Origin of the sequence: Adlercreutzia muris, assembly GCF_008831045.1 — a bacterium.
Taxonomy (GTDB): domain Bacteria; phylum Actinomycetota; class Coriobacteriia; order Coriobacteriales; family Eggerthellaceae; genus Adlercreutzia; species Adlercreutzia muris.
Genome location: NZ_WAJS01000011.1, coordinates 62,700 through 88,406 on the forward strand (window position 1 = coordinate 62,700; position 25,707 = coordinate 88,406).

General features: G+C 65.7%; 7 protein-coding genes (1 of these 7 cut by a window edge). 2 read left to right on the forward strand and 5 right to left on the reverse strand.

Going from position 1 to position 25,707, the window contains the following annotated elements; all coding sequences use genetic code 11:
* The 4 genes from F8D48_RS11595 to mtnA all read right to left on the reverse strand — a co-directional run.
* Positions 1–15,765, reverse strand: partial view of an SdrD B-like domain-containing protein gene (locus F8D48_RS11595; RefSeq protein WP_170272725.1) — the 5' portion only. It extends 58,155 nt beyond the left edge of the window; the window shows 15,765 of its 73,920 coding nt (coding positions 1–15,765); the start codon lies at positions 15,763–15,765; the stop codon falls past the left edge of the window.
* 856 nt (positions 15,766–16,621) lie between these two features.
* A complete protein-coding gene (locus F8D48_RS04715) occupies positions 16,622–17,293 on the reverse strand; it encodes a hypothetical protein (protein ID WP_151430138.1) in 672 nt (223 codons plus the stop codon).
* The gene (locus tag F8D48_RS04720) at positions 17,286–18,047 is read right to left on the reverse strand and encodes a ParA family protein (protein WP_151430139.1); all 762 of its coding nucleotides are present in this window, start codon (positions 18,045–18,047) and stop codon (positions 17,286–17,288) included. The genes F8D48_RS04715 and F8D48_RS04720 overlap by 8 nt, the downstream gene beginning before the upstream one ends.
* 128 nt (positions 18,048–18,175) lie before the next feature.
* Positions 18,176–19,372 (reverse strand): S-methyl-5-thioribose-1-phosphate isomerase, encoded by a 1,197-nt coding sequence (gene mtnA, locus F8D48_RS04725; RefSeq protein WP_151430140.1) that lies wholly within the window; start codon positions 19,370–19,372, stop codon positions 18,176–18,178.
* 156 nt (positions 19,373–19,528) lie between these two features.
* On the opposite strand from mtnA, the gene F8D48_RS11600 reads away from it, so the two are divergent.
* A complete protein-coding gene (locus F8D48_RS11600) occupies positions 19,529–19,699 on the forward strand; it encodes a hypothetical protein (protein ID WP_170272726.1) in 171 nt (56 codons plus the stop codon).
* Between the two features lie 215 nt (positions 19,700–19,914).
* On the opposite strand, the gene ppdK is transcribed toward F8D48_RS11600, so the two are convergent.
* Positions 19,915–22,632 carry a pyruvate, phosphate dikinase gene (gene ppdK, locus F8D48_RS04730; protein ID WP_151430141.1) on the reverse strand — a complete coding sequence of 906 codons (2,718 nt, stop codon included), beginning with the start codon at positions 22,630–22,632 and terminating at the stop codon, positions 19,915–19,917.
* Positions 22,633–23,837: 1,205 nt separating this feature from the next.
* Between ppdK and F8D48_RS04735 the strand changes: the two genes are divergently transcribed.
* Positions 23,838–24,872, forward strand: a complete 1,035-nt coding sequence (locus F8D48_RS04735; protein WP_151430142.1) for a hypothetical protein — start codon at positions 23,838–23,840, stop codon at positions 24,870–24,872.
* Positions 24,873–25,707: the final 835 nt, after the last annotated feature.

The window sequence follows — 25,707 nt, forward strand, 5'->3', positions numbered from 1 at the left end:
CGTGTTCGGCGTCGCGGTGTCCGACCACTCCATGTTGGCGGTGACATCGCCGGCCTTGTCGGCGTACAGGAAGGTGTAGGAGTCAATGCGCGGCTTGATGGGGTCCACCTCGGCCACCAGGGTGGCGGCGTCGATGCGGTCCATGCCGTTGGAGCGGTCGTAGGCCGCGATGTACCCGTCGTAGCGGTTGCTGCCCAGGGCCTTGCGAGCGATGGCCGCCTCGCCGAATTTATCGGCCGTCTTCTCCTGGAGGATGCTGCCGCCGGCGATCTCGTCGCTCCACTGGCCGTACATGTCAGCTGTGTGATCCCAGGTGCCGGCGCTCTGGAAGGCACCGGCCAGGGTGCCGGTGGCCGCGCCGTCCAGCAGCGTGTTGTCGAGCACCGTGGCGCTGTTGGCGTCGTAGTCGGTGTTGAACACCGACTCCAGCTTCACGTTCTTGTCCACCACGTCGGTGCGGCCGAGCACATCGATGGCCGCGTTGGCGTCCTCGCGCACACCCGCATTGAAGTGGGCCACGTCCACGCGCAGGTTGTGGAAATAGCCGTCGTTCCACAGGGAGGCGGGCATGACCAGGTTGCCGTCGGTATCGTAGGAGGCGCCGCGGGCAACAGCCGTATCCAGGGTAAAGGTATAGGTGATGCTCACCGCCCCTGCGGTGGTCTCGTCCTTGACCCATGTGGTGCCGTCGGTACGGGTGGTCGTCGTGCGCGTGGTACCGTCGGCCAGCGTCTCGGTGGCGGTGACGTCACCTGCTTCCGCTGCCGGCTCGTCCCAGACGGTCGCTCCCGCTGGGTCGGCCTCCCCGTCGTCGGCGCTGCCATCGGCGCCGCTGTCGCCCTCCCCCGCCGGGGCCGCCACCTTGCGCGGCACGGCGGTGATGGCGATGGTCTTCACGGCGTTGCCGGGGCGCCCATCGGCCCGGGCCTCCATGCGGTTCCACGTGGCCGCCTCCAAGAGCCCCTTCGACAGGCTCAGGTACTTCGCATCGAAGGTGCGCTTCACGTTGGCGTAGTCGTCCGTCTCGGCGGCGGGCACGTCCTCGGAGGGCATGACGCCCACGTTCAGGTAGCTGTCGAACATCTCGTAGTCGCGGTCGTAGATGTTATGGTCGGGGGCCCACACCGAGTTCGCATAGGTGTTGGAGGTGACGGTGGTGGGATTGGCGTAGTTGGTATAGGTGAAGCGCCAGCCCGCGCCGTAGTAGCGCAGGTAGGCCGTCGTGGTGTCGTGCAGCTTGCCGTCGGGCGGGATCGTGCCCACCGACACCCCGTCGTCGGTCAGAGCGCCCATGGGCTTGGCGTTGTCGGCGAAGTAGGCCTTGGCCACCACCTTCTGGCTGGAAGCCGGCGTATGGGCGAACAGGTCGCCGTAGTCGGTGGAGCGGGTCATCTCGCTGAACGCGTTCACATCGTACTCGTTATGGTGGCTGCTGTTCTCGGTGCCCTGGTTGTTGCCCTCGTAGAGGTTGTTCCAGTTGGCGTTGCCGTAGGTGGTGCGGAAATCGGTTTCCATGCGCACGATATCGTAGTAGAAGTCGCGGTACTGGTCCACCGTGGAACCGTCGGCGCCCTCCCAGCCGTGGTTCACGCACCAGGTGTCCTTCACGGTGCGCACCTTGTTGGCGTCGGGCGAGTCGATGGTGTAGCCGAAGAAGTCCACGTAAGGCTCGTCGCCCGTGATGCGCTTGTAGTCCTTCAGCGCCGGGTCCTTCGACTGCTCGCGGGTGAGGTCGTTTTTGTAGTAGCCGTAGTCGATCACCAGGCCCGCCAGGTCGCCGGACACCCACATGGTGCAGTCCAAGAGCACATCGCCGTCGGCGGAAATCGCAAGCCCCGGAGCCTCGCCGGCGGCAATGTCCTGCTCTTCCCTCACAATCGGGTTGCCGTCGCCGTCAGTTGCCACATTGCCGTTCTCGTCGCGCTCGTAGACAAGGTGCTTTCCCTGGAACCAGGCGCTCACCTGCTCGCCGGTGTAGGTGGTGGTGAACACGGGCGAGGCGGCGGCCAGGCCGGTGCGGCTGATGGGCGACTGGGGGATGGCGCTGGTGTTGCCGATCCACGAGGCGGCCTTGCCGTCGCGCGCGTACCAGCTCAGGGTGATGGACTTGATGGAGCCCTCGCCGCTGACGGGATCCACGCCCGCCTCGAACATGCCCCTGGACAGGGCTAGGCGCGTGGTGCGGAAGCCAACGTTGCCCAGCAGTGCCGGCGCGTTGGTGTCGGAAAGGGGCAGGATATCGCCCAGGGTCACCTTCGCACCGTGCTCCATGGCGTAACGCGACTTGTTGGACAGCAGGGCGCGGTAGCCCACGGCCTCATCGCGCCAGTAGGCCCGCGGCTGGCTGTTCCAGTTGTAGCCTGTGATGACGTTGTGGTTGCTCGCGTCCTGGGCGTTGCGCTGGGAGGTAACCTCCGGCGCGTTGCCCACCAGGGTGCCCACGGTCTGGGTGGGCGAGTTCTTCTTCTCGTACTTGTCCAGGTCGCCGAAGGCCTTGTTGGCCACATCGGCGTCCTTGTAGCTGTACAGGGCCACCACCGGGCGCACCGGCGGCAGGGCCACGTTCAGGCGGGCGCTGGCCGTATAGGTGTAGGGGGCGTTGCCGCCCATGGACGCCGTCTTGGAAAGTGTCGTGGAATTGTAGGCGCCGGCCGAGGCGTTCCAGTAGTAGTTGCGGCCCAAGGTGGTGCCGAAGGTGTTGTAGGCCGGGGCCGTCCAGTTGCCGGTGCCCGGGGTGGCAGCCTCGCTCACGCTGTAGGTGTAGTTCTGGAACAGCTGGTTGCGCAGGTTCGCATAGGTGGTGAAGTCGCCGTTAAGGCCGCGGACCTTGAAGGCCGGGTCGCCGTTGATGACCGGCGTGCCGTAGCTCGCGCTCGTGGAGTCGGTGTCGTGCTTGTTGTTGGAGTTCCACCAGCTGGTGATCCAGTCGGTGCGGAAGGTGGCCCGCAGGTCCCAATTGGTCCAGCGGTAGGTGCCCTCGCCCCAGTACTCCACACAAGCGCCCATGTCGTTGGTGGTCTGGGCGGCGAAGTCGCGCAGATGCATCTCCAGGTTGCGGTAGTACTCGTGGTTCCACAGGGCGGCCGTGAAGACGACGTCGCCGTCGGCCTGGCGGTACATGACCACCTCGCCGTCGCTGTCCTTCGCCTCCAGCACATCTCCGTTGAAGGCCACGTTATCGAACAGGTTGCCCTTGCCGCCGGGCAGGGCCACGGCGTTGTCGAAAGTGACCGCGTCAAGAGCCGCCTGGTTCGCCACCGCGGCGAATGTCCGCAGGTCGGCGCCGTCGATGGTCAGGCTGGCGTCGGAGGCGGCCGGCTCTTGGGTGGCCGTATCGTAGGGACGCCAGTACAGGGTGAGGTCCTTCACCGTGGAGTGCTCGAACAGGGCCGCTGACAGGGCAACCTTCTCGGTGTAGTAGTTCACCAGGCCCGCGGGCTTCTTGCCGGCCTTCACCTCCTCGTCGTCCTTGTTGTTCACGAAGGGAATCTTGGACGTGGCGAAGTAGGCCTTGCGCATGCGGAAGTGGCCGTCGGCGCCCGTGAGGTTCGTGCCCTCCTTCTGGGCGAAGTCGGTCATGGCCTTGTCGGTGGCGCTGTTGTTGGACAGGGTGAAGCGGAAGCCGCTTCCCTCCTCCTCGTAGTAGCCGTTGGTATAACCGCTCGTGGTGCCGTTCACGAAGTTGCTCGTGGTCTCGGTGAGCTTGAGCGAGCCGCCGAGGGCCGTCTCCTGGGCCGTGCCGTCGGTGTGGTCGTCGTAGCCCGCCGAGGCGGTGGCGTCCTCGGAGCGCATGAAGGTCTCAGCCTTGATGCGCTCGTCCACCTCGTAGGGGCGTCCCATGAGCCAGGCCGTGGCCGCGCCGTTGTGGTAGGCGTTGGCACCCTTCCAGTAGGGGTTCCAGCTGGCCACGCAGCGCTTGAACTGCGGCATGTAGGAGTTGTAGCGGCTCGTGATGGCGCTGTAGTTGCCGGCGTTGGCCACGCACCAGTTGTGGGCCGCGGAGCCGGGCCAGGTCATGCACTGCACGTAGTCGCCCACGCGGGTGTAGCCGTTGCCGTAGGCCGAGGGGTTGCGGGAGTTCCAGGCCCACACGTTGGGCCAGCTGCCCCAGGCGTAGCCGCCCTTGTTGGTGCCGTAGGGGCGGGTGGGCTCGTCGCGGTCGTAGTGCCAGCCCTGGTAGTCGTAGGTGCAGCCGAACCAGGAGGACAGGGGCATGTCGCGCACGTTGTTGGCCTCGCCCCACAGATCGACGAAGGCGTCGTAGGTCTTGGTGGTGCTGTCGGCGGCCAGGCCCGTGTTCGGGTCCACGGAGTTGAAGCGCACCACCACGTTCAGCACGTAGCCCTGCTTCCACTCGTCCCAGGGAATGATGAGGGAGCCGTCGGAATCGTAGGCCTTCGTGGCCTTGGTCGCGTCGTAGGCGGGGTTGCCCACGGCGTTGCCGGCGGAATCCACCTCGCCGCGCAGGTAGGCGTAGGGCAGAATCACGCGAGTCTTGGCCGGGGCCGCCGCCAGGGGCAGCTTGGTGGCCGTCGGCTCGTAGAAGGTAACTTCCACCTCCTTGATGTCGGAGCTTGCGCGCAGAGCCTTCGAGATCATGATGTTCTTGGTCTGGAAGCCGCGCACGGCGTTCTCGTAGTCCTCCACATCATCGGTGCCGGGCACCAGCTCCCAGGACACTTCTGTGCCCTGGGGCTTGATGCGGCCGTAGGTGACGCTGGAGTCCGTGGAGTTCACCCAGTACTTGGTGCCCTCGGTGCCGATCTGCAGCTCGCTCTCGAACATGGTGCGGGCGCCGTTGGACACGTTGAAGCGGTAGGCCGCGCCGTCCTCGCCCCACCAGGCCTTGGTCTGGCTGCTCATGCCCGTGATGTTGGTGGTGGCGGCCATGGCGGCCACGGACCGCTTGGCTGCCGCGTCGTAGGCCTCCCCCGCTGCGGGTTCAACGGCCTTGAAGTAGGTGTGGGCCTCCAGGCCGATGTTGGGCTGGCCGCCGATGGCGTACAGGTTCGCCCTGTCCCGGGCGAAGGTGCGCACGCCGTCGGAGTTCACGCCGTCGTTGGCACCGGTGGCGCCGTTGCTGGAACCGGAGATGTGGGACCAGTCGGCATCCGGGTACAGGGCCTTGAACTCGGAGTCGGCGTCCACGACCACGTAGTAGTTGCCCACGTAGGCGTAGCGGCCGAGGAACTGCTTATCGATGCGCGACGAGCTCGTGCCCGGGTTACCGCCGCCCCAGCAGCCCCAGCCGTGGGTCTGGCCCACGTGCACCACGTTGTAGGAATCGCCGTAGGCGTAGACATCGTCGGACTCGGCATAGTAGGGGTCGGTGGCGTTGTTCACGTTCGGCGAGTCGATGCCGTAGCCGAACAAGTCCACGTAGGCGTTATCGGTCACGGTCAGGTGCGCGTCCACCTTCTTGAACGTCACCTCGAAGTAGAAGGCGTCGTTGCCGAACCAGCCCTCGGTGGCCGGGATGTTGATGTTCTCGCCGTCCCATGCGCCGTCGGCCTTGACCCCCATCCACTTCTGCTGGATCTGCTCCCAGGTCCACGTGCTCTTCACGGCACCCGCCGTGCCCACCACATGCGAGCCGCCCGAGGTGTACTTGGTAAAGGCCGGCACCGAGTGAATGGTGACCGACTCGATCTCGGAGGAGGCGATAAGCCCGGCCGAAAGGGTCAGGTAGGTGGTGTGGTAACCGAGGTTCTTGTCCAGGGCCTCGCCGGGCTTGTCGCCCTTCTTGTGGCCGTCGCCGTCAGAGCCCCATTCTGCCTGGTCCCAGCGGGGAGTCAGGTTGCCGATGGTCAGCTTTGCGCCGGTGTACATGGCGTGGTCGGCGTCGTTGGTGACCACGGCGCGGTAACCGGCGTTCTCCTCGTTGCGATAGGCCGTGGGCTTCTCGTCGCGCACCTCGGAGGAGGTAATGGGGTACTGCTTGTAGTAGTTACCGCCGCCCTCGGCCGTGAAGCCCTGCTGCTCGCGATAGGTGCCCGAGTTCCACAGGGTGGTCTTGTTCATGTGAATGGTGCTGATGCCGCCGTAGGTGTTCGGCTGCCCCGGCACGATGGTCACGTTGTCGTCGTCGCCGGCGGCCTCTACGCCCTGCTTGGCGCCATAGGCACCCATGTTCATAGTCGGGCGGATGGGCGGCAGCACGCTCGTGAGGGCTACGGCACTCGTCCAAGAGCGGGTCCACTCATCGATGGCCTGCTTGGTCTTGAACGTGGAGTTCATCTGGAAGGTGCCCAGGTTGCTCGTGCGGCCCCGCAGCTCTACGTAGGCGTTGGTGGCCTCGTTCACCCACTTGTTGAAGGAGCCGTAGTCCAGCTCCACCGACACGAGGTAGCCGCGGTCCCACAGATCCCAGTCGATGACCCAGTTGCCGTCCTCATAGCGCACCACCGACTTGGACACAGTGGCGCCGCTCTCGTCGGTCACGTCCTTGGTGAACCAATCGGGCACGGCCACGGTACCCGAGGCGAAGGTGCCCTCGGTGTAGCCCTTCCAGTTGGCATCGCCCGGCTTGGTCACCGTGATGCGGGCCTGGTAGATGTACTCCACCAGCTCGTGGAGGCTGATCTCCTTGAGGGTGCCCTTGCCGCCGTCGGTGATGTCGTAGTAGGTGATCTTCGCATCGATCATCTGACCAGCGTGGGAGGCCTGCTTCTCCCCCTCTTCCACGTTGCCCTTCTTGAACAGCTCCGGGGACAGGGTGATGCTGTGGGTCTCGAAGTCCACGAGCTTGTTCGCGTCGGCGGGGTTGCTCGGGTTCTTCAGCACATCGGCCGGCAGGGGCTCCACGGTGAAGCGGGCGCCCTGGGCGATGGCGTACTTGGTGTCGTTGGCCACGTTGATGCGGTAGCCGGAATCCTCGTAGTCGTAGTAGGCCTTGCGCTTGGGCACGTCCACCCGGTCGCTGGTACCGGGCTTGGTGGCCCAAATCTCGTCCTTACCGGTGGTGGACTTGATGCGCAGGCCGGCGCGGTGGCCCAGAAGCGGGTTGGAGTATCCCTCCGAGGCGTTGTTGGGGCCTAGGTAATCGGTATTGTCGTCCTTTGCGTCCTCGCCGCGCATATCGGAGAAGGCCTTCACGATGGGAGTGCCGTCCGCGGGGTACGGGGCGCCGTTGAGCACGCCCTCGGAATCCACGGCCGTGTCCCACTTGGGGTTCTCGTAGTTGGTGGAGAAGATGCCGCCGATCTCCATCTCGGCCTTGTTCACCACGGTGCCGTAGATGTCCAGGTAGCCGCCATCGTTCAAGGTCAGGCCGCTGCCGAAGTGCACGAACTCCTGCTCCAGGCCGCGCAGGTAGTAGTTGCCGGCCTTCCAGGGAGCGCAGTCGGCCAGGGTCACCACAATGGTGCCGTCGTCGGCCAGAGACAGGCCGTAGGTAGACACCTTGGCGTCGTGGGCCTTGTGCAGCTCGGCATCCACGGTGGCGTCATCGGCACCGGCGAAGGAGGGGTTGGCAATGCGGAAGGCATCGCGGTCCTCCTCGGTGAACAGGCCGAGCAGGGCCCGGAAGGCGATGCCGGGCACCGTCAGGGTCGTCGGTGTCTGGAGGTTCGAGGTGTTGGTGGCGTCGAAGACCTCCAGGGTCAGCGTGTCGGGAATGCCGCCGCGGCGCACGTTCTTCTCCACGGCCACGGCATCGGGGCAGTCGGCCGTGTGCACGTGGGCCATGCTGCAGGTGTTCGACTCGTACACGGTCATGAGCTTGGTCTGCCACAGGGCCGGGGAAATGGCGATGTGGGAGGCCTCGAAGTCGGTGTGCCCCTCGGTGATGTAGGGGATCTTCTTGTCCACGGTCTCGGTGGAGTCCGTGGGCGCGCCGGCGCCCATGCTGTCCTTCAGCACCACGCCTGCCTTGATGACGGCGTTGCCGATATCGTAGGCCGAATCGTTGGCCACGGTGATGCGCCAGCCGCTGCCCGGGTCGCCGATGTAGCCCTCGAAGAGCTTGTCGTGGCCGGCGTCGTCTTTCTCCACCACAGGCGTCAGCAGGCTCATGTCGGTAACCGGGTAGCTGTCGCCCACGAACTCGGTGACGTTGTAGGCGAACAAGTCGCCGCGCCTCACGCCGGTCACGGTGTTGCCGTCGGCATCGGTGCCGCGGTGGTAGATGTTCTTGTTGCCGTCGCGGTGGTAGGACAGCACGCCCACGGCCGGGTCGATGTCCACGGTGCGCTCCACCTGCTCGGTAACGGTATAGGTGAACCAGCCGTCGGCCACGTATCCGCGGTGGCCGTCCGGGTTCTCGTACTCGTCCACCTCCACTTTCACGATGGTGACATCACCGGTCACCGGATCGCGCTGCTCCTGGTCCACCATGACCTTGTTGCCCGTGGGCGTAAAGGCGGTGGTGTAGGGCTTGCTGTGCTCCTTGCCCTCGGTATCCTTATACTTGAACAGGTCGCCCACCACGATGCCCTCGTTGCCGGAGCGGTCGGTGTACAGGTCGTTGCCTTCTGCGTCCTTCTTGACCCTCACCTCTACTTCCAGCTTGTCGTTCTCGCCCGCGCCGAAGATGAACCAGCCGTCGGCGATGTAGCCGGTCTTGCCGGCGTTATCGGTGTAGAGCGGGTTGCCGTCATCGTCGATCGTGCCCGTGGAGACCAGCTTCTTGCCGCCGGCCCACTGCTCGGTCACCAGGTCGAAGAGGTAGTCCTCTGTCACCTCGCGGCTCTGGGGCTCCTCGTAGACGAACTTGTCGTCCCGCAGGATGCCGGTGTGGGTGCCGTCGGAATAGCGCTTCGATCCCGTGAGGGACTCCACCTCGAAGATGGGCACCACGCGGGTCTGCACCTCGCCGTTGGCATCCTCGTAGGTGAACACGCCGCCATCGAGCACGCCGCGCACGCCGTCCTTGTCGGTGTAGAAGGGCAGCATGGTGGCCGCGTCGAAGGGCTTGGTCTGCTCGGTGGTCACCGTGGAGCCGTAGCTGAACACCTTGTCCTTCACAATGCCCTTGTTGCCCGAGGCGTCGGTATAGTAGATGTTGCCGTCGTTGTCGCGCTCGTACTCCAGGTTGCCCACGAAGGCGTTCGGATCACCGGGCACCTTGCTCTCGCGCATGCCCGTGGTGGTCACGGCCAAGTGGTAGGGGGCCTTGCGGGACGTGAAGGAGGCCGTGGCCTTGGCCAGCACGTTGCGGCCCTCCATGGCGGCGGCCAGCTGCTCGTAGTTGGTGGTCAAGGTGCCGGTCATCTCCATGGTGGCCAAGTCCTCGGCCGAGCCCTGCACCTCCACGTACATCTTGCTCGTGCCGATCTCGCTCTTGCCCTTCAGCTCCTCGAAGGACAGGGTCATGGACACGAAGTAGCCGGCACCGAACAGCGCATCGCTCCAGTCCTCGGGAATGAGCACAACGCCGTTCTTGGTCCAGGTGGCGATGTCGTCGGGCTCCTGATCGGCGATGACGTTGCCCTTGATGTCGACGAACTTGCCGTCGGCGTTCTTCTTCCACACCTCCTGGCCGCCCACGGTGTAGGCAGCACGGGCCCGCAAGAGCTCGCGCAGGTCGCGCTCTCCCTGGGCCGTGTCGGGGTTCAGGGTGTACACGGCGTGCTTGTTCGTGTACAGGGCCCCGTCCTTCACGCGATAGGTGATGTCGATCTTGTTCAGGATGCCGTTATCGAGCAGGCCCTGGTTGATGCCAACGCGCTCCGTGGTGAAGCCGGCGGCCTCGGCCGCGCCGTAGGTGTTGCCCACGGTGAAGGAGGCGGGCTCCATCTTCGACATGGAGTTGTTGCTCACCTGGAAGCGCCAGCCCGACCCGGTGCGGGACAGGATGGGCTGCTTGTTCACATCGTTGGGGCCGATGGCCGACTTCTCGTCGTAGAGCTTCGCGGCCATGGACACGGCCGTAGCGCTCACCTGGGGCGTCGGCGAGAGGGCCGAGGTGAAGGTGGCCTGGGAGCGATCGGAGACCTCCACCGAGGAGGCGTACTTCTGGGCCGCCTGGTTCCAGGTGCGCTTGCCGTACTGCACCTCCACCGCGTTGCGGTAGTCGGCCAAGGGCAGCGTCATGGTGCCGGTGACGCGCACGGTCACGGGCAGCACGATGTTGGCCGCCACGGGAGATTCCATGACCATGCGGATGCCGCCGGTGAAGTTCTTCAGGTCGGTCTTGTCCGTGACGGACAGATCGGTGAGCCCGGGGATGGGGCTGATCTGGCGAGCGGCCAGCATAGACGCGATGGAGGTGGCCTTGTCCTCGCCGCCGAGGCGGTAGATGTGGCGGTAGCGGGTAACCGGCTCGCCCTCCTCGTCGGTGCCGGCGTCGTAGGACTCGGTACGCACGTATTCGGGGGTGCCGATGTTCACCCAGTAGTAGTCGTCCTCCTCGTTGGCGCTCTCGTCGCCGGGGTCCTTCTCGGCGGGCACGGCCACCTCGAACTGCACGACAGCGCTGTTGCCCCAGTTCGTGTTGTCGAAGCCGTCCAGGAAGTGGCTCTCGTCGGTATCGAAGTAGCGGGAGAGCGGCTCCATGTCGCTATGGTAGTCGTTGTCGCCGGTGCCCATGGTGCGGGCCGAGTCGATCTCGAACTCCAGGTTGTAGAGGCGGAAGTAGTCTGGCAAGGTGTCCATGACGGCCGGGCCGTGGGGCTTGCCGGCATCCTCAGGACGCTCAGCGCCGCCGATGCTGCCCACGTTCTCGCCGTAGAGGGGCATGTTGCCCTGGGAGGTGAAGTTGCCGATCTCGTAGGTGACCGGGTAGCCCAGGTAGCTGTACTTGGTGGAGAGCACCTTCTCGGCCTGCGGGCGCACGGAGGGATTGGCGGTAGAGCCGGTGTACTTGTTCACCGCCAGCTTCTCGCCGGTCAGGCTCGCCTCGGGAATGCCGAAGGGGTAGGCGAACTTCGACACGGCGTCGGACCAGGAGTAGTCGCGGCTCGGCGCATCCACGCCGCTTCCCAAGTGGCCGAAGTAGATGGTGGTCTTGGGGCCGAAGTCCACATAGTGGCCGCGGCCCATGCCGCCATCGGTCTCGGGGATGTTGGTGGTGTAGGGCACGGCCACGATGAAGGAGTACTGGCCGCGGGCCCCCTCCTTCTCCGGAACGCGGCTGTTCGGGTACAGCAGGCCCCCGTCGGCATCGATGACTGTGAAGTTCACGTAGCCCGGCTGGTCGTTCTGGCGATAGGGAATGGAGTGCGTGGTCACCACGGGGTTGTCGTCGTCATCGAAGGTGCCGTCGATGTTGTACTCGTCGTCGCGGCTGTCGTCGATCTCGTAGCGCGAGGTCGTGACGCCCTCGCTGTTCACCTCGGACTTCCACGTCTTCAGACGCTCGGCGGCACGGGTCATGATCTGGTCCAAGTTGCTGAACAGCGTCTTATCCAGATCCTCGTAGTCCTGCTCCAGCCAGTCGGTGGTGTTGTAGATGAGCACGCCGCCCTTGTTCGGCACGCCGACGTACTGGAGGTTCTGGGTATCCCGCGGGCTCGTGAGCGGCTGCGCTGCCCGGGCCAGGGAGGGATCCTTGTCCTTCTCCGAGATGAGCTCGTTGGGATACAGCGTGTTGAACACCGCGCCGTCGGGGCGCTTGCTCGTGGCGGGGTCGTAGAGCCACTGCATGTGGTCCCGCTTCGTCAGGCCGGTGTTGTTGTTGTGCTCGGTGTTGTGCACGCGGATGAAGTACTCCAAGGCGTCGATCTCGGCGGTGCCCGTGGAGGTGTTGGTGGTGGTCACCTTGTACACCATGTAGTTGTAGCGGTCGTAGAGCACGTTGTTGGAGATGGGCTCGTAGGTGGTCTCCCACGTGAGGTTCGTCTTCAACAGGTTGATCTTGCGCACGGTACCGCCGTAGCCCACGCCCATCTGGGCGGTGAAGGTGCCGAACTTGCCGTTCTTCGGGTCGGTTCCCGGCGGGTAGAAGTACTTCTCGCCGGAGGGCTGCACGTCGGTGAACACGTGGGCGCGACCGCCGTACTCGATGGTGCCGCCGGCGTTCTCGGGAATGTCGCCGATCATGTTCACGTTCACGTTGGGGGCGCGGGAGAGGTGGCCGCCCACGGGGAGCTTCTGGTCGTAGCCGGTGGGGTTGTACACGTTGTTCTCGCCGTGCCACACGAAGATGAGCTCTCCGGTGAAGCCGTAGCTGAAGTTCAGGCCTTCCAGCTGCGGGTAGTCCTTGATGATGTCGTTCAGGTCATCCTGGGCCAGGGTGGCGATGTACTTGTCGAGGCAGACGCGCACGTCCTTGCCGCCGTCGGTGGTGGCGCCGGGCACGCGCAGATACACCGACCAGTTGTTCAGCATGGAGGTGCGGTTCGTGCCGAAGTCCACGGAGATGAAGGGGTAGTTGGTCTTGTCGGCGGGGTTGCCGTCCTTGTCGTAGCCGCCGCGGGACCAGGTGCCGTCGTCGTTCTTGTCGCCGCGCCAGTCGGTGTAGTTGTAGGTGGACATAAGGCCGCCGGCCTCGTTCTTGATGAGGTAGGGCACGCGCAGCTCGAACTCGGTGCCCATCTCCTGGTAGCCCTCGGCATCCTTCTGGTAGTTGTAGTCCTTGAGCTTCCAGTAGTTCTGCTCGTCGGCCGACAGCGTGGAGATGTCCTCGGGGAAGGTGGCGTCCGAGCGCAGGTAGGTGCGCTTGTCCACGGTCTCGGCACTCGCCACGGCCTCGGCCGCCGACGCGAACTTGGTGGCAGCCGTGGTGCTCGGCGTGTAGACGAGGTTGTTGTTGTCGTCGTATTCGTAGGTGCCGTAGTAGCTCGGGCCGTAGGCGCTCCAGCCTCCCATGTAGCCGGTCTGGCCGGAGAACTGGCAGGACAAGGTCAGCTTCGGATGGTTCTTGTCGTTGATGAGATAGGTGTCGGCGCCGGTCTTCTCGTCCTTGCCGAGCGGGGTGCCCATGTCCTGGCACACGAGATTCGGGTTGAAGTTCGAGTTGCCGAGCTGGCCGGCGGTGTTCGGGTTGGGCGCGATAGCCAGCGGGGTCACGCCGAAATCCACGAGGGACATGCCCAGAAGCGCCATGTAGATCTCCAGAAGATCGTAGTCGCCCAGAGCCCCGTCGGCCACGGTCAGCTCGCCGCGGGCCGCCCGATCCAGGGCATCCATGAGCTCGTCCAGGGAGTGGATGCCGGCGGCATCAAGCAGCTTGGTCATCTCGTCGATGACATCCTGGTCGAACTCGCTGTACTCGGGGCCGACCGCCATGGCGTCGTCCTCAACGGGTTCCTCGGCGACCGGCTCCTCATCGGCTTTGGTGCCCTCGTCGCCCTCGGCTGGCTCGCCCTCGCCCTCGGCCTCGGCTGGCTCTTCGGCATCGGTATCGCCATCGGGCTCGGTGGGCTCGGGCTCGGCCGGCTCGGGCTCGGCCGGCTTCGGGAACACTGCGTCTGCGGTGCCCAGCGACAGGATGGCGCAGGACTCCTCGTCGGCCTCCATGGCCTCCGCGTCGCCATCGGCCTCAGCCACGGCCTCCTCCTGAATCGCCTTACTATATAGGTAGGACCACAAGGTGAGTTTCGGGGTCTCCGCCTCGTAGGCGCTGCCGTCCTCGGTGAGGGTCAGGGCGCTGGCGGCATAGGGCACGGCCACGTAGAGCACGCGAGTGCCCGAGGCCTCGCCGGTCTCCTCGTCGCGGGAGAGCGTGGCATCGCCGGGCAGCTCGGCATCCTCGGGGGCCGGCACGGTCCCGGGTTCCACTTCGTCGGCCGGATCGTCGTCGATGGCCATGAGGTTCTCGAAGCTGATGTCGGCCACGCCTTCGGCCACCTTCTGCACCGGAGCGGCCTCCACCTCGGCTGCGGCCAGGGTCGCGGGGTCGGCCGGATCGATGGAAGCCAACGCCTCGGCGGTGAGGTTGGTGGCGTCGAAGGCCACGATGGCGTCGGCGGAAAGGGCGCCGGTGCCCTTGGCGTCCACGGGCATGTCGGACACGCGCAGGGCGTGGCCGCGCTCGAGCAGCGCGCCCTCGGCGGCGGTGATGTTCACGAGGAAGGCGGCCCAGCCGGTCTCACCGGCGAGCACCGGATCGCCCTGGGTGGCCACGGCCGCGCCCACGGTGGCCAGAGGGGCCACGTTGGAGAGCACCACCGAGGCAGCCTCGGCGTTCTCAGCGCGATAGAGAATGGAGTCGGCCGGCTCGACGGGCTCGTCATCGGCAGCGGCCTCAGCGGAGTCGTCGCCCTCGGCGGCGCCGGCGGCCGCAGCATCGGCAGCCTCCTGCTCGGTCGCAGGGTCGGCGGCGGTGTAGGAGCACACCACGTAGCCGGCGTGGACGGTCACGGCCTCGGCGGCCGGCACGTTCTGGGTGAGCGATGCCGTCAACGAAGGCAGCGGAGTGCCGGCCGGCAGTTGACCACGGGTCTCGCGCTCGGTGATGCCGTGCTCGTCCTGCACGCCGTCGTAGCGCAGCACGATGGTGCCGGACAGGCCCGCGGCCAGATCCTCGGCAGTGCGCTTCTGGTACTGGCCCATGTGTTCGGTGTACACCGACCAGCCCACGGGCAGCTCGCCGGCCAGCACGGCGCGCATATCGTCGGCCGCGCCGCCGCGGGCCTTCCACTCCTCCTCGGAGTTGGTGCGCCCGTAGGTGCCGTCGGCGTTCTTATAGAGATAGGGAGCGGCGAAGGTGAGCACCACAGCATCGTCGCTCTCGGAGCCGCCGAGGTAGCCGCCCGCCAGGCTCACGGCCAAGTTGCCGAGAGTGGGGGCCAGCGTCAAGCCGGAGCCGGACACATGGAAGGCATTGTCGGAAGCGCGCAGGCCGCCGGTCACATCAAGGCCGTAGGTGAAGCGCTCGGCCAGAGCGGCCTTAAGCTCCTCCTCGGTGGAAGTGGCGGCGTTCAGCAGCTTGTCCGCCTTCGTCTGCTCGGCTTCCTCGGTCAGGGAGGGCATCACCTTGTCGGCATCGAGCAGATCATTAGGCAGATATGCCTGCATATCTGCCTCGCTGACAGTACTGTCAGCGACCGCGTCGTCCTCGGTGCCTTCGCCGTCCTCGCCGTCCTCGCCCTCCGCGTCAGCCTCGTCGGCACTCTCGTCGGAGGCCTCGTCAGTCCCCTCATCGGCCTGGTCGTCGACCCCATCGTCGGCCCCATCGTCGGCCGCCTCGTCCTCCGCAGCTGGCGCCGTGGGCACCGGCTCGTCGCCGACGAAGATGGTGCGGGCCTCGGCAATGGACACGGAATTCCAGCTGGTCAGCACCAGCAGCACGGCCAAGGTGCAGGCCAGGACCTTGCCCGAGGGGGTCAGCTGGCGCGGCGCGTTGCGGCTCACGATGCCGTCGCCATTGAAGTCCACCGGAGCCGGCAGGGTCCCGTCGAACCCGCCCTTGGCCTCGGCATCTGCGGCAACGCCACCTGCAACGGCATTTCCCTCCTGGGAGCCGGCGCCCTTGGCGGCGATGGCGCGGGAGAAGGCGCCCTTGCCGGTAAAACGGCCCGTATCCGCCGCGACCGAGGCCTCGGCCTCGACGGCCTCGACGGCCTCGACGGCCTCGACGGCCTCGACGACCTCGGCGGCTGCGGCAACGGCCTCGGCCTCCGTCGCGTCCTGGACGTCTGTCGCGTCCAGGACGTCCTCGACAGTGGGGGACTCGGCCGCGATAACCCCAGCAGTCTCCGCGGTCTCGGCAGCCCCGTCAGCCTCAGTGACCTCCGCAGTCTCCGCAACCTCGACAGCCCCGGCGGTCTCCGCAGCCTCGTCAGCTTTTCGCTGGGAGCGCAGGGTCCTCAGGACGGCGAATACGCCGCCCCGCTGGGCCTTCGGCTCGTTTCCTTCGCGAGTTTCAATGCGCATTTTGCTCATATTTCGCTCGTTCTCTCTCCGCTTCGCCCGATGAGCCTTTCCCTTGCTCGCCTGGCGGTTATCTCGATGCCAAATTCCCTGATGAATTGGCATATTTTCTCTCTCTTGCAAACACTCGCTCCGCGTTTTGGGCGCAGGAGTGCCAAAGAGTGTTTGCATCTATGGATTATTATCTACAAATCGGCAACAAAGTAAAGCCAAAATATCTTCGATTTCCACCGTTATACTGGGCTTTTACTATTGACCGGCCGTTATTTTCGATGCACAAAATGAGCGCCCCTCCCCCATTTTGCCCCTTCGAAATCCACAAAATCTCGTCAATTCTCCTCAAAGTTTCTTATGCATCATAGTCATATAATGTCTATATTACTTTATAGTTACATTATATATTAATGATTTGTTGTATCAAATATTTGCAACGCACCAGGTAAACTGCTCTTTTTTCAAATTGTAATTAAATCACTATATGCTTATGTGATTATAATATTTGACTGCTCCAAAATTCTTTTATCCCATCATGACATAGTTTAATAATCATTATATGACATAATGTCTTTAGGGACTGAGGCTTGCATCCCCCGAGAAAAAATTTTTCTCGAATTCGCCTAAAAAGGAATCGGCTCCACGTTCCCTCCAAAACACCATTGCCATCCCTTCCGTTGAATCCCATCTGTCGCCTTCCCCCATCCCCTCCTCATACGATCCCCGTCATCCCTTGCCCCAGTATCAGAGCATAAGAAAAGCGCCCCAAGGGGCGCTTGGTTGTTGCTCGGCTCCAGAGGGGCCATCGCGGCTCCTGAAGCCACGAGCAGCGGCGCTGGCTGGGGGGCGCCGCCCTCACTTCGCGGGCCTGGGATCACTTCATGAGCTTGCGGATAAGCTGCTCATAGGCCATCACGGCAGCCTGGAGCTCGGCCTTGTGGTTGTCCCAATACTTGTCGAGGGCCTGGCGCATCACCTCAGCGCGGGTGATCTTCATCACCTGGGCAAGCAAGTCAGCGTGCTCCCGCTGTTCGGCGGTCATGGGGACGAGCACCTGGGCGGTCATGCGCGCCGACGAGTCCGCAGGCTCTTCCACGGGCTCGGGGGCCTTCTTGCGCGGCTTGCGGGTTCGGGGGGTCTTGGGCTTCTCGGCGCTCTTCGACGACCCTCGGCGTCCCGCTCCCGCCGCTGGGGCGACATCTGCCAGGGCGGCGACGCCCCCGAATTGATCGGAGGCATCCAGGGCCACGATCGCGACCCCGCCATCGGCCCGGGACGACGAGGACGAAGCCTGCCCCGAAAGCGTCCTCTCCGAAACAGCCGGGGGCGCCTCCCCCGGCGAGCCGGCCGCACGGGGGGCCTCTTCTGCCAGCGAGACCACCTCGTAGGCCACCGAGGGGCTCGCCTCCACGGACACTGCGGCGGACGAGGCCGGCGCGGGGGCCTCTTGGGCTCCCCGAGCCTGATCGGCCTCCTGGGCGGCGCCGATGAAGGCGGCCGCGGCCCGGGCGGCGTCCATCTGGGCACGCAAGTCCTTCTTAGCCATTGACTTCTCCCATGAGCTCGTCGATGAAGAATCGGTAATCGTAGGCCACCTTGGCCGATGGCGCGTAGTCGAACAGCGACTGCTTGACCGCCTGGGCCTCCTTGATGACCGTGGCCTCGCGAATCCAGGCCCTGAACACCTTGGTGTCCAGCTCGGCGGCCATGGCCTCCGCGTCCTCGTGGATGACCCGCGAGATGGAGGTGCGCGGATTGTAGCGCGTGAGCAGGATGCCGGCGATCTTCAGATCGGGGTTGGTGTACTCGCGGATGGCCTCGATGGTGGCCGCCAGATCGGTCACGCCGTCGAGGGAGTAGGCATCGGCCTGGGCCGGAATGACGACCCAGCTTGCCGCTGTGAGGGCGTTCACCGTGAGGGTGCCCAGAGCCGGGGGCGTATCCAGGATGGCGTAGTCGTAGTCGCCGGCCACGGCGGCCAGGGCCTTGCGGAGCCGGTAGTCCTTCCCGACGCTCGGCATGAGGTCGTCGGCCTTGCCGTTCAGGCGGCTGGCAGGCACCACGGCGTAGCCGTCGATGACCTGGGCCGCTTCGGCGATAGTGGCCTGGCCCGTGAGCACCTCGAGGGAGGAGGGCACGCCGGCGCAGGCGGCCTTGAGCGTCGTCGAGAGGTTCATCTGCGGATCCAGGTCGACGTAGAGCACCCGGGCGCCGTCCTGAGTCAGCTTCGCCCCGATGGCCAAGTTGGTCGTGGTCTTCGCCACGCCGCCCTTCTGCGAGGCCGCAGCCAATGTAATCATCCCGCTATCCTTCCCTGCTTCCCTTCCCGGGCACCGCGAGAGGGCCCAGTGCTCCTATGATTGATAAAGCGTACTATAACATATAATGTTGTTAGGAATATAGGGTGTAATGACCTAGGGATTTCGATTTACATAACAAGCGCCGATGCCAGCGCGCTCGGCGCGAAGGCCCCCTCCTCCGTCACGATGGCGGCGATGAGCGAGGCCGGGGTCACATCAAAGGCCGGGTTGTAGAGGGCCACGCCCTCGGGCGGATGCGGACACACCTCGGATCCGTCGCGCTCCTCAATGGGAATAGCGGCACCGTCGGCCGTGGCAACATCCACGGTGCTGACCGGCGCGGCCACGAAGAAGGGCACCCCGAAGTGATGGGCCAGAACCGCCACACCAAGGGTGCCGATCTTGTTCGCCACATCCCCGTTGGCCGCGATGCGGTCGGCCCCCACCACCACGGCGTCGATGCGGCCGGCGGCCATGAGGCTCGCGGCCATGTTGTCGCAAAGAAGCGTCGCGGGAACCCCGGCCCGAGCCAGCTCCCACACCGTCAGGCGGGCCCCCTGGCCCACGGGCCGCGTCTCGTCGGCCCAGACGCGCTCCACGAGCCCCTCGGCAGCTGCGGCGTACACCACGCCGAGGGCCGTGCCGTAGAAGGCCGTGGCGAGGCTGCCAGCGTTGCAGTGGGTAAGGATGCGCAGCGGCCGTCCCAGAGCCCGGGCCCGCTCGCGCAACAGGGCCGCGCCCGCGGCTCCGATGCGCCGGTTGGCGGCCTCATCCTCAACGATGAGGCCTTCTACGAGCCCGTACAGAGCCTCGGACACCTCTTGGGCCGCCTGTCCCCCATCCAGGGCCCCAAAAGCCGTCTGAAGGGCCCTGCGCACGGCCCAGGACAGGTTCACCGCCGTGGGACGGGCCTCGGCTACCTCAGAGGCCACAGCCTCCAGAGCCCCCCGGAAACCCCAGCCATCCGCTGCGGCCCAGACGGAGGTTCCCCCAAAGGAGCGGAAATCCTCCGCGGGGCGGCCCGGGCCGACGCGCGGGGAAGAGGCCGCTGCGCCGCCCCCTCCCGCGATCGCCGCCGCGCCGACGCGCGAACCAGCGAGCTCGAAGGCCGCGAGCATGACCGCGGCCGCTCCCGCCACGCCTATGGCCGGGGCGCCGCGCACAGCGAGGGTCTTCACCGCATCCACCACGACCCGCCAGTCCGCCGTGCGAATCCACGTAAGCTCGCCGGGCAGGGCCCGCTGGTCGATCATCACGACCCGCGGCTTTCCCTCCTCCCGCTCGACGTAGATGGTCCGGGGCAGGTTATCGAGATGCAACGTCATCGCCGGCTCTTTCTTTTTCAACTTTTTGGCTGTCAAGCCTTTAATGGTAATTTGTAATACGCTAGTTTGTATCTGTCAACGGTGTAAGTCCCGAAACGTGCTGGCAGTGCCTTCTGATTCTATTGGCTCGTCCAACAAGGCAGGAGGTGATGGCCTATGGAGCTTACCTTGTTTATCCTGCAGTTGCCGACCGCTCTCACGGGATTGGCGACGGCAGCGGTGAAACTCTATACCCAGAGCACCGAGCAGAAACGGCAGGGGTTTGACAAAGAAGCCTCGGGTGAAGCAGCACCCGAGGCTCACAAACCCAACGGCACTGCCCGCTAACGGCCGGGCCTCCGTTGGCGGCCATTCTAGCAAGTTCCCCCGCCCTGCGCAAGAGCGGAAGGGCCGCATCGCCAACCGATGCCGTCAAGACCCCTCCCTGAAAAGAAAGGCGCGAGAGGGCCGAAGCCTTCCCGCGCCTTGGGCGATGCGTAGTTGCACGCTACCGTTGCGAATACGGGCGCGAACGCCGCCGCGCCGCAACCGGCGAAAGCGCCCTAGCGCTGCTGGATGGCAGCCTGAGCGGCGGCCAGGCGGGCCACCGGCACGCGGTAGGGAGAGCAGCTCACGTAGTCCAGGCCGATACGGTTGAACGTGTGGATGGACTCCGGATCGCCGCCGTGCTCGCCGCAGACGCCGCACACGATGTCCGGGTTGCCCTCGTGGCCCAGCTCGACGCCCATCTCCACGAGCTTCGCCACACCGGGATCGATGGTGGCGAACGGGTTGTAGGGCAGCAGGTGCTCGGCCAGGTACTGCGGCACGAACTCGCCCTCCACGTCGTCGCGGCTGAAGCCGAAGGTGGTCTGGGTGAGGTCGTTGGTGCCGAAGGAGAAGAAGTCGGCCTCAGTGGCAATCTCGTTGGCGGTGACGGCTGCGCGCGGCAGCTCGATCATGGTGCCCACGGGGATGGACAGCTCCACGCCCTCGGCCTCGGCGACCTCGGCGATAGTGGCCTCGGCCACACCGCGCAGCTTCGCCAGCTCGGGCAGCACCGACACGAGCGGGATCATGATCTCCGGCTTCGGCGCGAAGCCTTCCTTCTGCAGACGGGCGCAGGCGGTGGCGATGGCGCGCACCTGCATCACGGGCAGGATGGGGTACACGATGCCCAGACGGCAGCCGCGCATGCCCAGCATGGGGTTCTGCTCGGCGAAGCCGTCGATCTTCTCCAAAAGCGCGCGCTTCTCGGCGATGACGTCGGCCGAGGCGCCGGACACCTCCAGCTTGGCGATCCCCACGTCCAGCTCGCGCGGGCTCTCCAGGAACTCGTGCAGCGGCGGGTCCAGCAGGCGTACGATGACCGGCAGGCCGTCCATGGCCTTGAACATGCCGTAGAAGTCGCCCACCTGGGCCTCGTAGAGATCAGCCACGGCCTTCTCGCGGATGAGCTCGTCGTCGTTCAGGATGAAGGTCTGGATGATCTGCTTGCGGTCGCCCAGGAACATGTGCTCGGTACGGCACAAACCGATGCCCTCGGCACCGAAGCCGCGGGACAGCTCGGCGTCCTCGGGATTGTCGGCGTTGGCGCGCACGCCCAGGGTGCGGAACTCGTCGGCCCACTCCAGAATGGTGTCCAAATCGCCGGTCAGCTCGGGCAGCACCAGATCCACCGCGCCCAGCACCACGATACCGGTGGTGCCGTCGATGGAGATCATGTCGCCCTCGCGGATGACGATGTCGGTGCCGGCGATGGCCGCTTCCTTCTTGGCCGCGTCGATCTTCAGGGCCTCCACGCCGCAGACGCATGGCGCGCCCATGCCGCGGGCGATAACGGCCGCGTGGGAGGTCTTCCCGCCATGGGAGGTGAGGATGCCCTCGGCGGCGATCATGCCGGCCAAATCGTCGGGGTTGGTCTCCCAGCGCACGAGCACGCACTTGCGGCCGGCCTCGGTGGCGGCCACGGCGTCGGCGGCGGAGAAGACGGCCTCGCCCACCGCGGCGCCCGGGGACGCGTTCAGGCCGCGGGCCACCACGTCGTAGGTGGCGTCCTTGTCGAACTGCGGGTGCAGCAGCTGGTCGAGCTGGTCGGGGGCCACGCGCATGACGGCCTCCTCCTTGGAGATGAGGCCCTCGCGCTCCATGGCGATGGCGATGCCGAGGGCCGCCGCGGCGGTGCGCTTGCCGGCGCGGGTCTGGAGCATCCAGAGCTTGCCCTGCTCGATGGTGAACTCGATGTCGCACATATCGCGGAAGTGGTTCTCCAGCACGCCGAAGATCTCCTCCAGCTGCGCGCCGGCCTCTTCCAGGCCCTCCACTTCCTTCAGCTCGGCAATGGGGCTCGTGTTGCGGATGCCGGCCACCACGTCCTCGCCCTGGGCGTTCACCAGGTAGTCGCCGTAGAACTCCTTGGCGCCGTTGGCGGGATTGCGGGTGAAGGCCACGCCGGTGGCGCTGGTGTTGCCCTTGTTGCCGAACACCATGGACTGCACGTTCACGGCCGTGCCCAAATCGTCGGCGATCTTGTTGGTGGCGCGATAGAGCACCGCGCGGGGGTTGTTCCAGGAGCCGAACACGGCCTCGATGGCCAGCTGCAGCTGCACCATGGGATCCTGCGGGAACTGCACGGCGCCGTCGACCACCAGCGCCGGGTAGGCCTCGCCATCGACGTTGTCGGCGAAGATGGTCTTGAACTCGCCCACGAGTTCCTGCAGGTCATCGGCGGTCAGGTCGGTGTCGGAGGCGGCGCCGCGGTCGTTCTTCATGGCCACGATGGCGTTCTCGAACAGGTCGCCGTCCAGGCCCATGACCACGTTGGAGAACATCTGGATGAAGCGGCGGTAGGAGTCCCAGGCGAAGCGCGGGTTCTCGGTCTGCTTGATGAGGCCCTGGATGGAGGCGTCGTTCAGACCCAGGTTCAGCACGGTGTCCATCATGCCCGGCATGGAGAAGGGGGCGCCGGAGCGGACGGAGACGAGCAGCGGGTCCTCGGCGTCGCCGAGACGCTTGCCCATGCGCTCCTCGAGGTCGGCGCGGTACTCGGCGATGGTGTCGAGGGCGCCTTCGGGCCACACGTTGCCGGCGTTGGCGTACTCCATGCAGGTCTGGCAGGTGATGGTGAATCCCGGAGGCACCGGCAGGCCGATGTTGGCCATTTCGGCGAGGTTGGCGCCCTTGCCGCCGAGCACCCACTTCATGTCGGTGTTGCCCTCGGTCACGTTGTTCCCGTTGGCGTCCTTGCCGAAGGCGTAGACGCGCTTCACTGCTTCTGTCACCTTACTTCTCCTTAAGCTGTGCACGCGTGCGTGCGGCTTACCTTTCCGCCCGAACCGGTGACAGGCCTCGCAGCACCCGCGAAACGGCGCAACGCCACAGGCTGCCGCCCCATGGCGCCGCGAGCCGCCCGGGTGCCGGGGCGCTTGCCGCACCGACCCTGACGCGCTCATAAATGAACTGCCCTGATTATAGGCCATTTCACGGCTCCGGGTATCGCCAAGCCCCATCCAGCTGCCGCAGTACCGCAAAATCTCCCCAGCGGCGATCCCCCGCTCCCGCAGCAACCATGGCGGGCGCGGCATCCGGGGGCGGCGAGGCCGTGGCTCCGACGAGCGTTGCGGTCAGCGAAACGGACGATCCGCGGCGTCGGACGCGGCAGCAGCTGCGATCCCGGCGAGCGGAGCGGCGGTCGGGCGCGGCAGCAGCTGCGATCCCGGCGAGCGGGGCGGCGGTCGGGCGCGGCAGGAGAGCATGGCGGCCCGCCGCGACACCCGACCGCGGCACGCCCCCGCTCCCGAAGGCTGCGGTGCCAGCGCCCCCTAAGGCTGAGGCGCACCACCTCCGAAGGCTGCGGTGCCAGCGCCCACCCCCATGGCGGGAGACATTCCCCGAGCAGCCAGTCCCCCCCCCAGCCGATGGAGCCCGTCGCCGGGACATCAAGCGGATACTCGCCGTTTTTCCACGATGTGAACGGTTCGTTCGCCAATTTGCGGCAGACAACGACCCACAGACGCCCTTCTCCCCAACTTTTTCGCCCGAAATCACCGATGCGCCCGTGCAGGCCGGCAATTACCGGCAGCAAGGGATATTCGGATCCCGCTTCAGACGCAAAGTACGGCGCTTTTTCACGATGCTCCCGTGCAAATCGTCACTTTGTGCCGCGTCGGCAGCCCTCCGCCGTGAGGTCATAGCCCGCCGCCCCAGCCCATGACGCTCTGGCGGCCTTCCCTTCTGATTTTACCGACGAATGTCTTTTCTTACTGGCGGATGTCCGGCCCGACAGCGCAGAGGAACCCCCTGAAACCGAAGAAAAGCCTGTTCAGATGTTCGTGAAGACAGCATGGCGACACCGACGCGACGCGCCGGCGGTTTGGGGACGGTTCCGCAGGGTCTTGAAATGCGGCAGCCTTTCCCCCTATAGTCCCTGCACCACCATTGGACCGGCTCGGCATGACCCTCGGCTGGATCGCGGAGAGGATTCCCTATGCGTTTAGCACTCTACGGCAAAACCGCTCTCTCGGTTTTAATGACCCTGCCCTCCATCGATCGCGACCGCGCGGTGGCGCAGGAGGCCCTCGACGGCTGCCAGCCCACCGCGCAGGCCCTCCGCTACGTTCGCCGTCGCTATCCGCAGCTTCCCGACCCGCTGCACCTTCTCGCCCCTCGATGGGAGCGCGCGCTCGGCGCGGCGGCGACATTACACAGCGCGCGGGCCCCGCTGCCCGCGGGCTCCCTGCTCAAAATCCACAGCGGCATTTACGCGCCATCGCCCGAGCTCTGCCTCGCCCAGCTCGCACGAGAGTCCACCGATCAGGAACTCATCTTGTACGGCGGTCTACTCTGCGGGTCATTCGCCATCGATCCCATCTGTGCCACGGGCCTGCGCGAGCGCGCACCTCTGACGGACGTTGCGACCATAGCCCGATTCGCCCGCCTTCATCCCGGAATCAAGGGGCTGAAGGCCCTGCGCCGCTGCCTCCCCCACATGACCGAGCTGGCCGCCTCGCCTCCCGAGGTATTTCTGCGCATGGCCCTCTGCCTCCCCCACCGCCTCGGCGGATTCGGCTGCGAGGGGGCTCTCGTAAACCATGCGATTCCCTTGGGCAAGCGCGGGCAAAACCTGGCAGGGCGCTCCTCGCTCGTTCCCGATCTCTACTGGCCCGGCTGCCGGCTCGATGTCGAATACGATGCCGATTCCATACACCTCACCAGCCACCAAGCCATGCTCGACGCCACAAAACGGCTCGCGCTGGAGGCCGAGGGCTACCGGGTAATCACGGTCACCTCTCTGCAGCTCGGCAGCAGCCGGCACATGGCCAATGTAGCCCGCGAGGTGAGCCGCTGCGCCAAGCGGCCCATGCGCATCCGAAGCAAGCGCTTCCCTAAAAGCCATCGATCCCTTTTCGCCCTGGACTGGTCGCTGCGAACGCTCTTCGAGACCCCCGATCAACATGAGAGCGGCCGGGATGCCGGAAAGCCCGGCAAGAGCACCGCGCCGAGACCCGATCGCGAGTATTAAGGGGCAGCATGGCGGCGAGGAAGTGTCGTGGCGATAGCGGGGCGATGGCGGGCGAACGAGGGACGGCGGGGCGATGGCGGGGCGAACGAGAGATGGCGAGGCGATGGCGGGGCGAACGAGGGACGGCAGGGCGATGGCGGGCACGAGGGGGCACGCCGGGGTGCGGCCGCGGACGATGGGGCCGCACCAGAGCACGGCCATAAACGACGGAGAGGCCGCACCGAGGTGTGGTCGAAAGCGATGAGGGGGCCGCGAAGCGCGACATCAAACGACGAGGAGGGGAAGCAGGGCAATGATCAGGGCGACGACTCGGCAGCGGAGCGGCAGCCGAGGCGGCGACCCGGCGGCGGAGCGGTGGCCGAGGCGGCGACCCGGCGGCGGAGCGGTGGCCGAGGCGGCGACCCGGCGGCGGAGCGATACCCGGGCGGCACCCGGGTATCGCTCCTTTTTCGCGACAGCTCCAGGGAAGATGTCCGAAAATACCGATATGATCGGGCGATTCGGCATTTTCGGACATCTTTTCGCACCAACTGCAGAAGATGAGGGGAGAATCTGCCTGTTTTTTGCGGTATGCACGGGCCAACCGTAGTTTTCAGCCGCAAATAACTGCCAGGGGAGATCGCAGGGCTGCTCGCACGTCGCAAAAGCACGATGTGCTCGAGCACATCGTGCTTCTCGGCCGAATTGCCCGAATAAAAAACTTCCGAGCCTCTATAATGCGATGCACCCGGGCACATCGTGCTTCTCGGCCGCTCCCCCAACCCCGGCCGCGAGCCGCACCCCTCCCCGCAGCCGCGCCCCGGGCGGCAGGACCGCCGCAGGCCGGCCCCTCGAC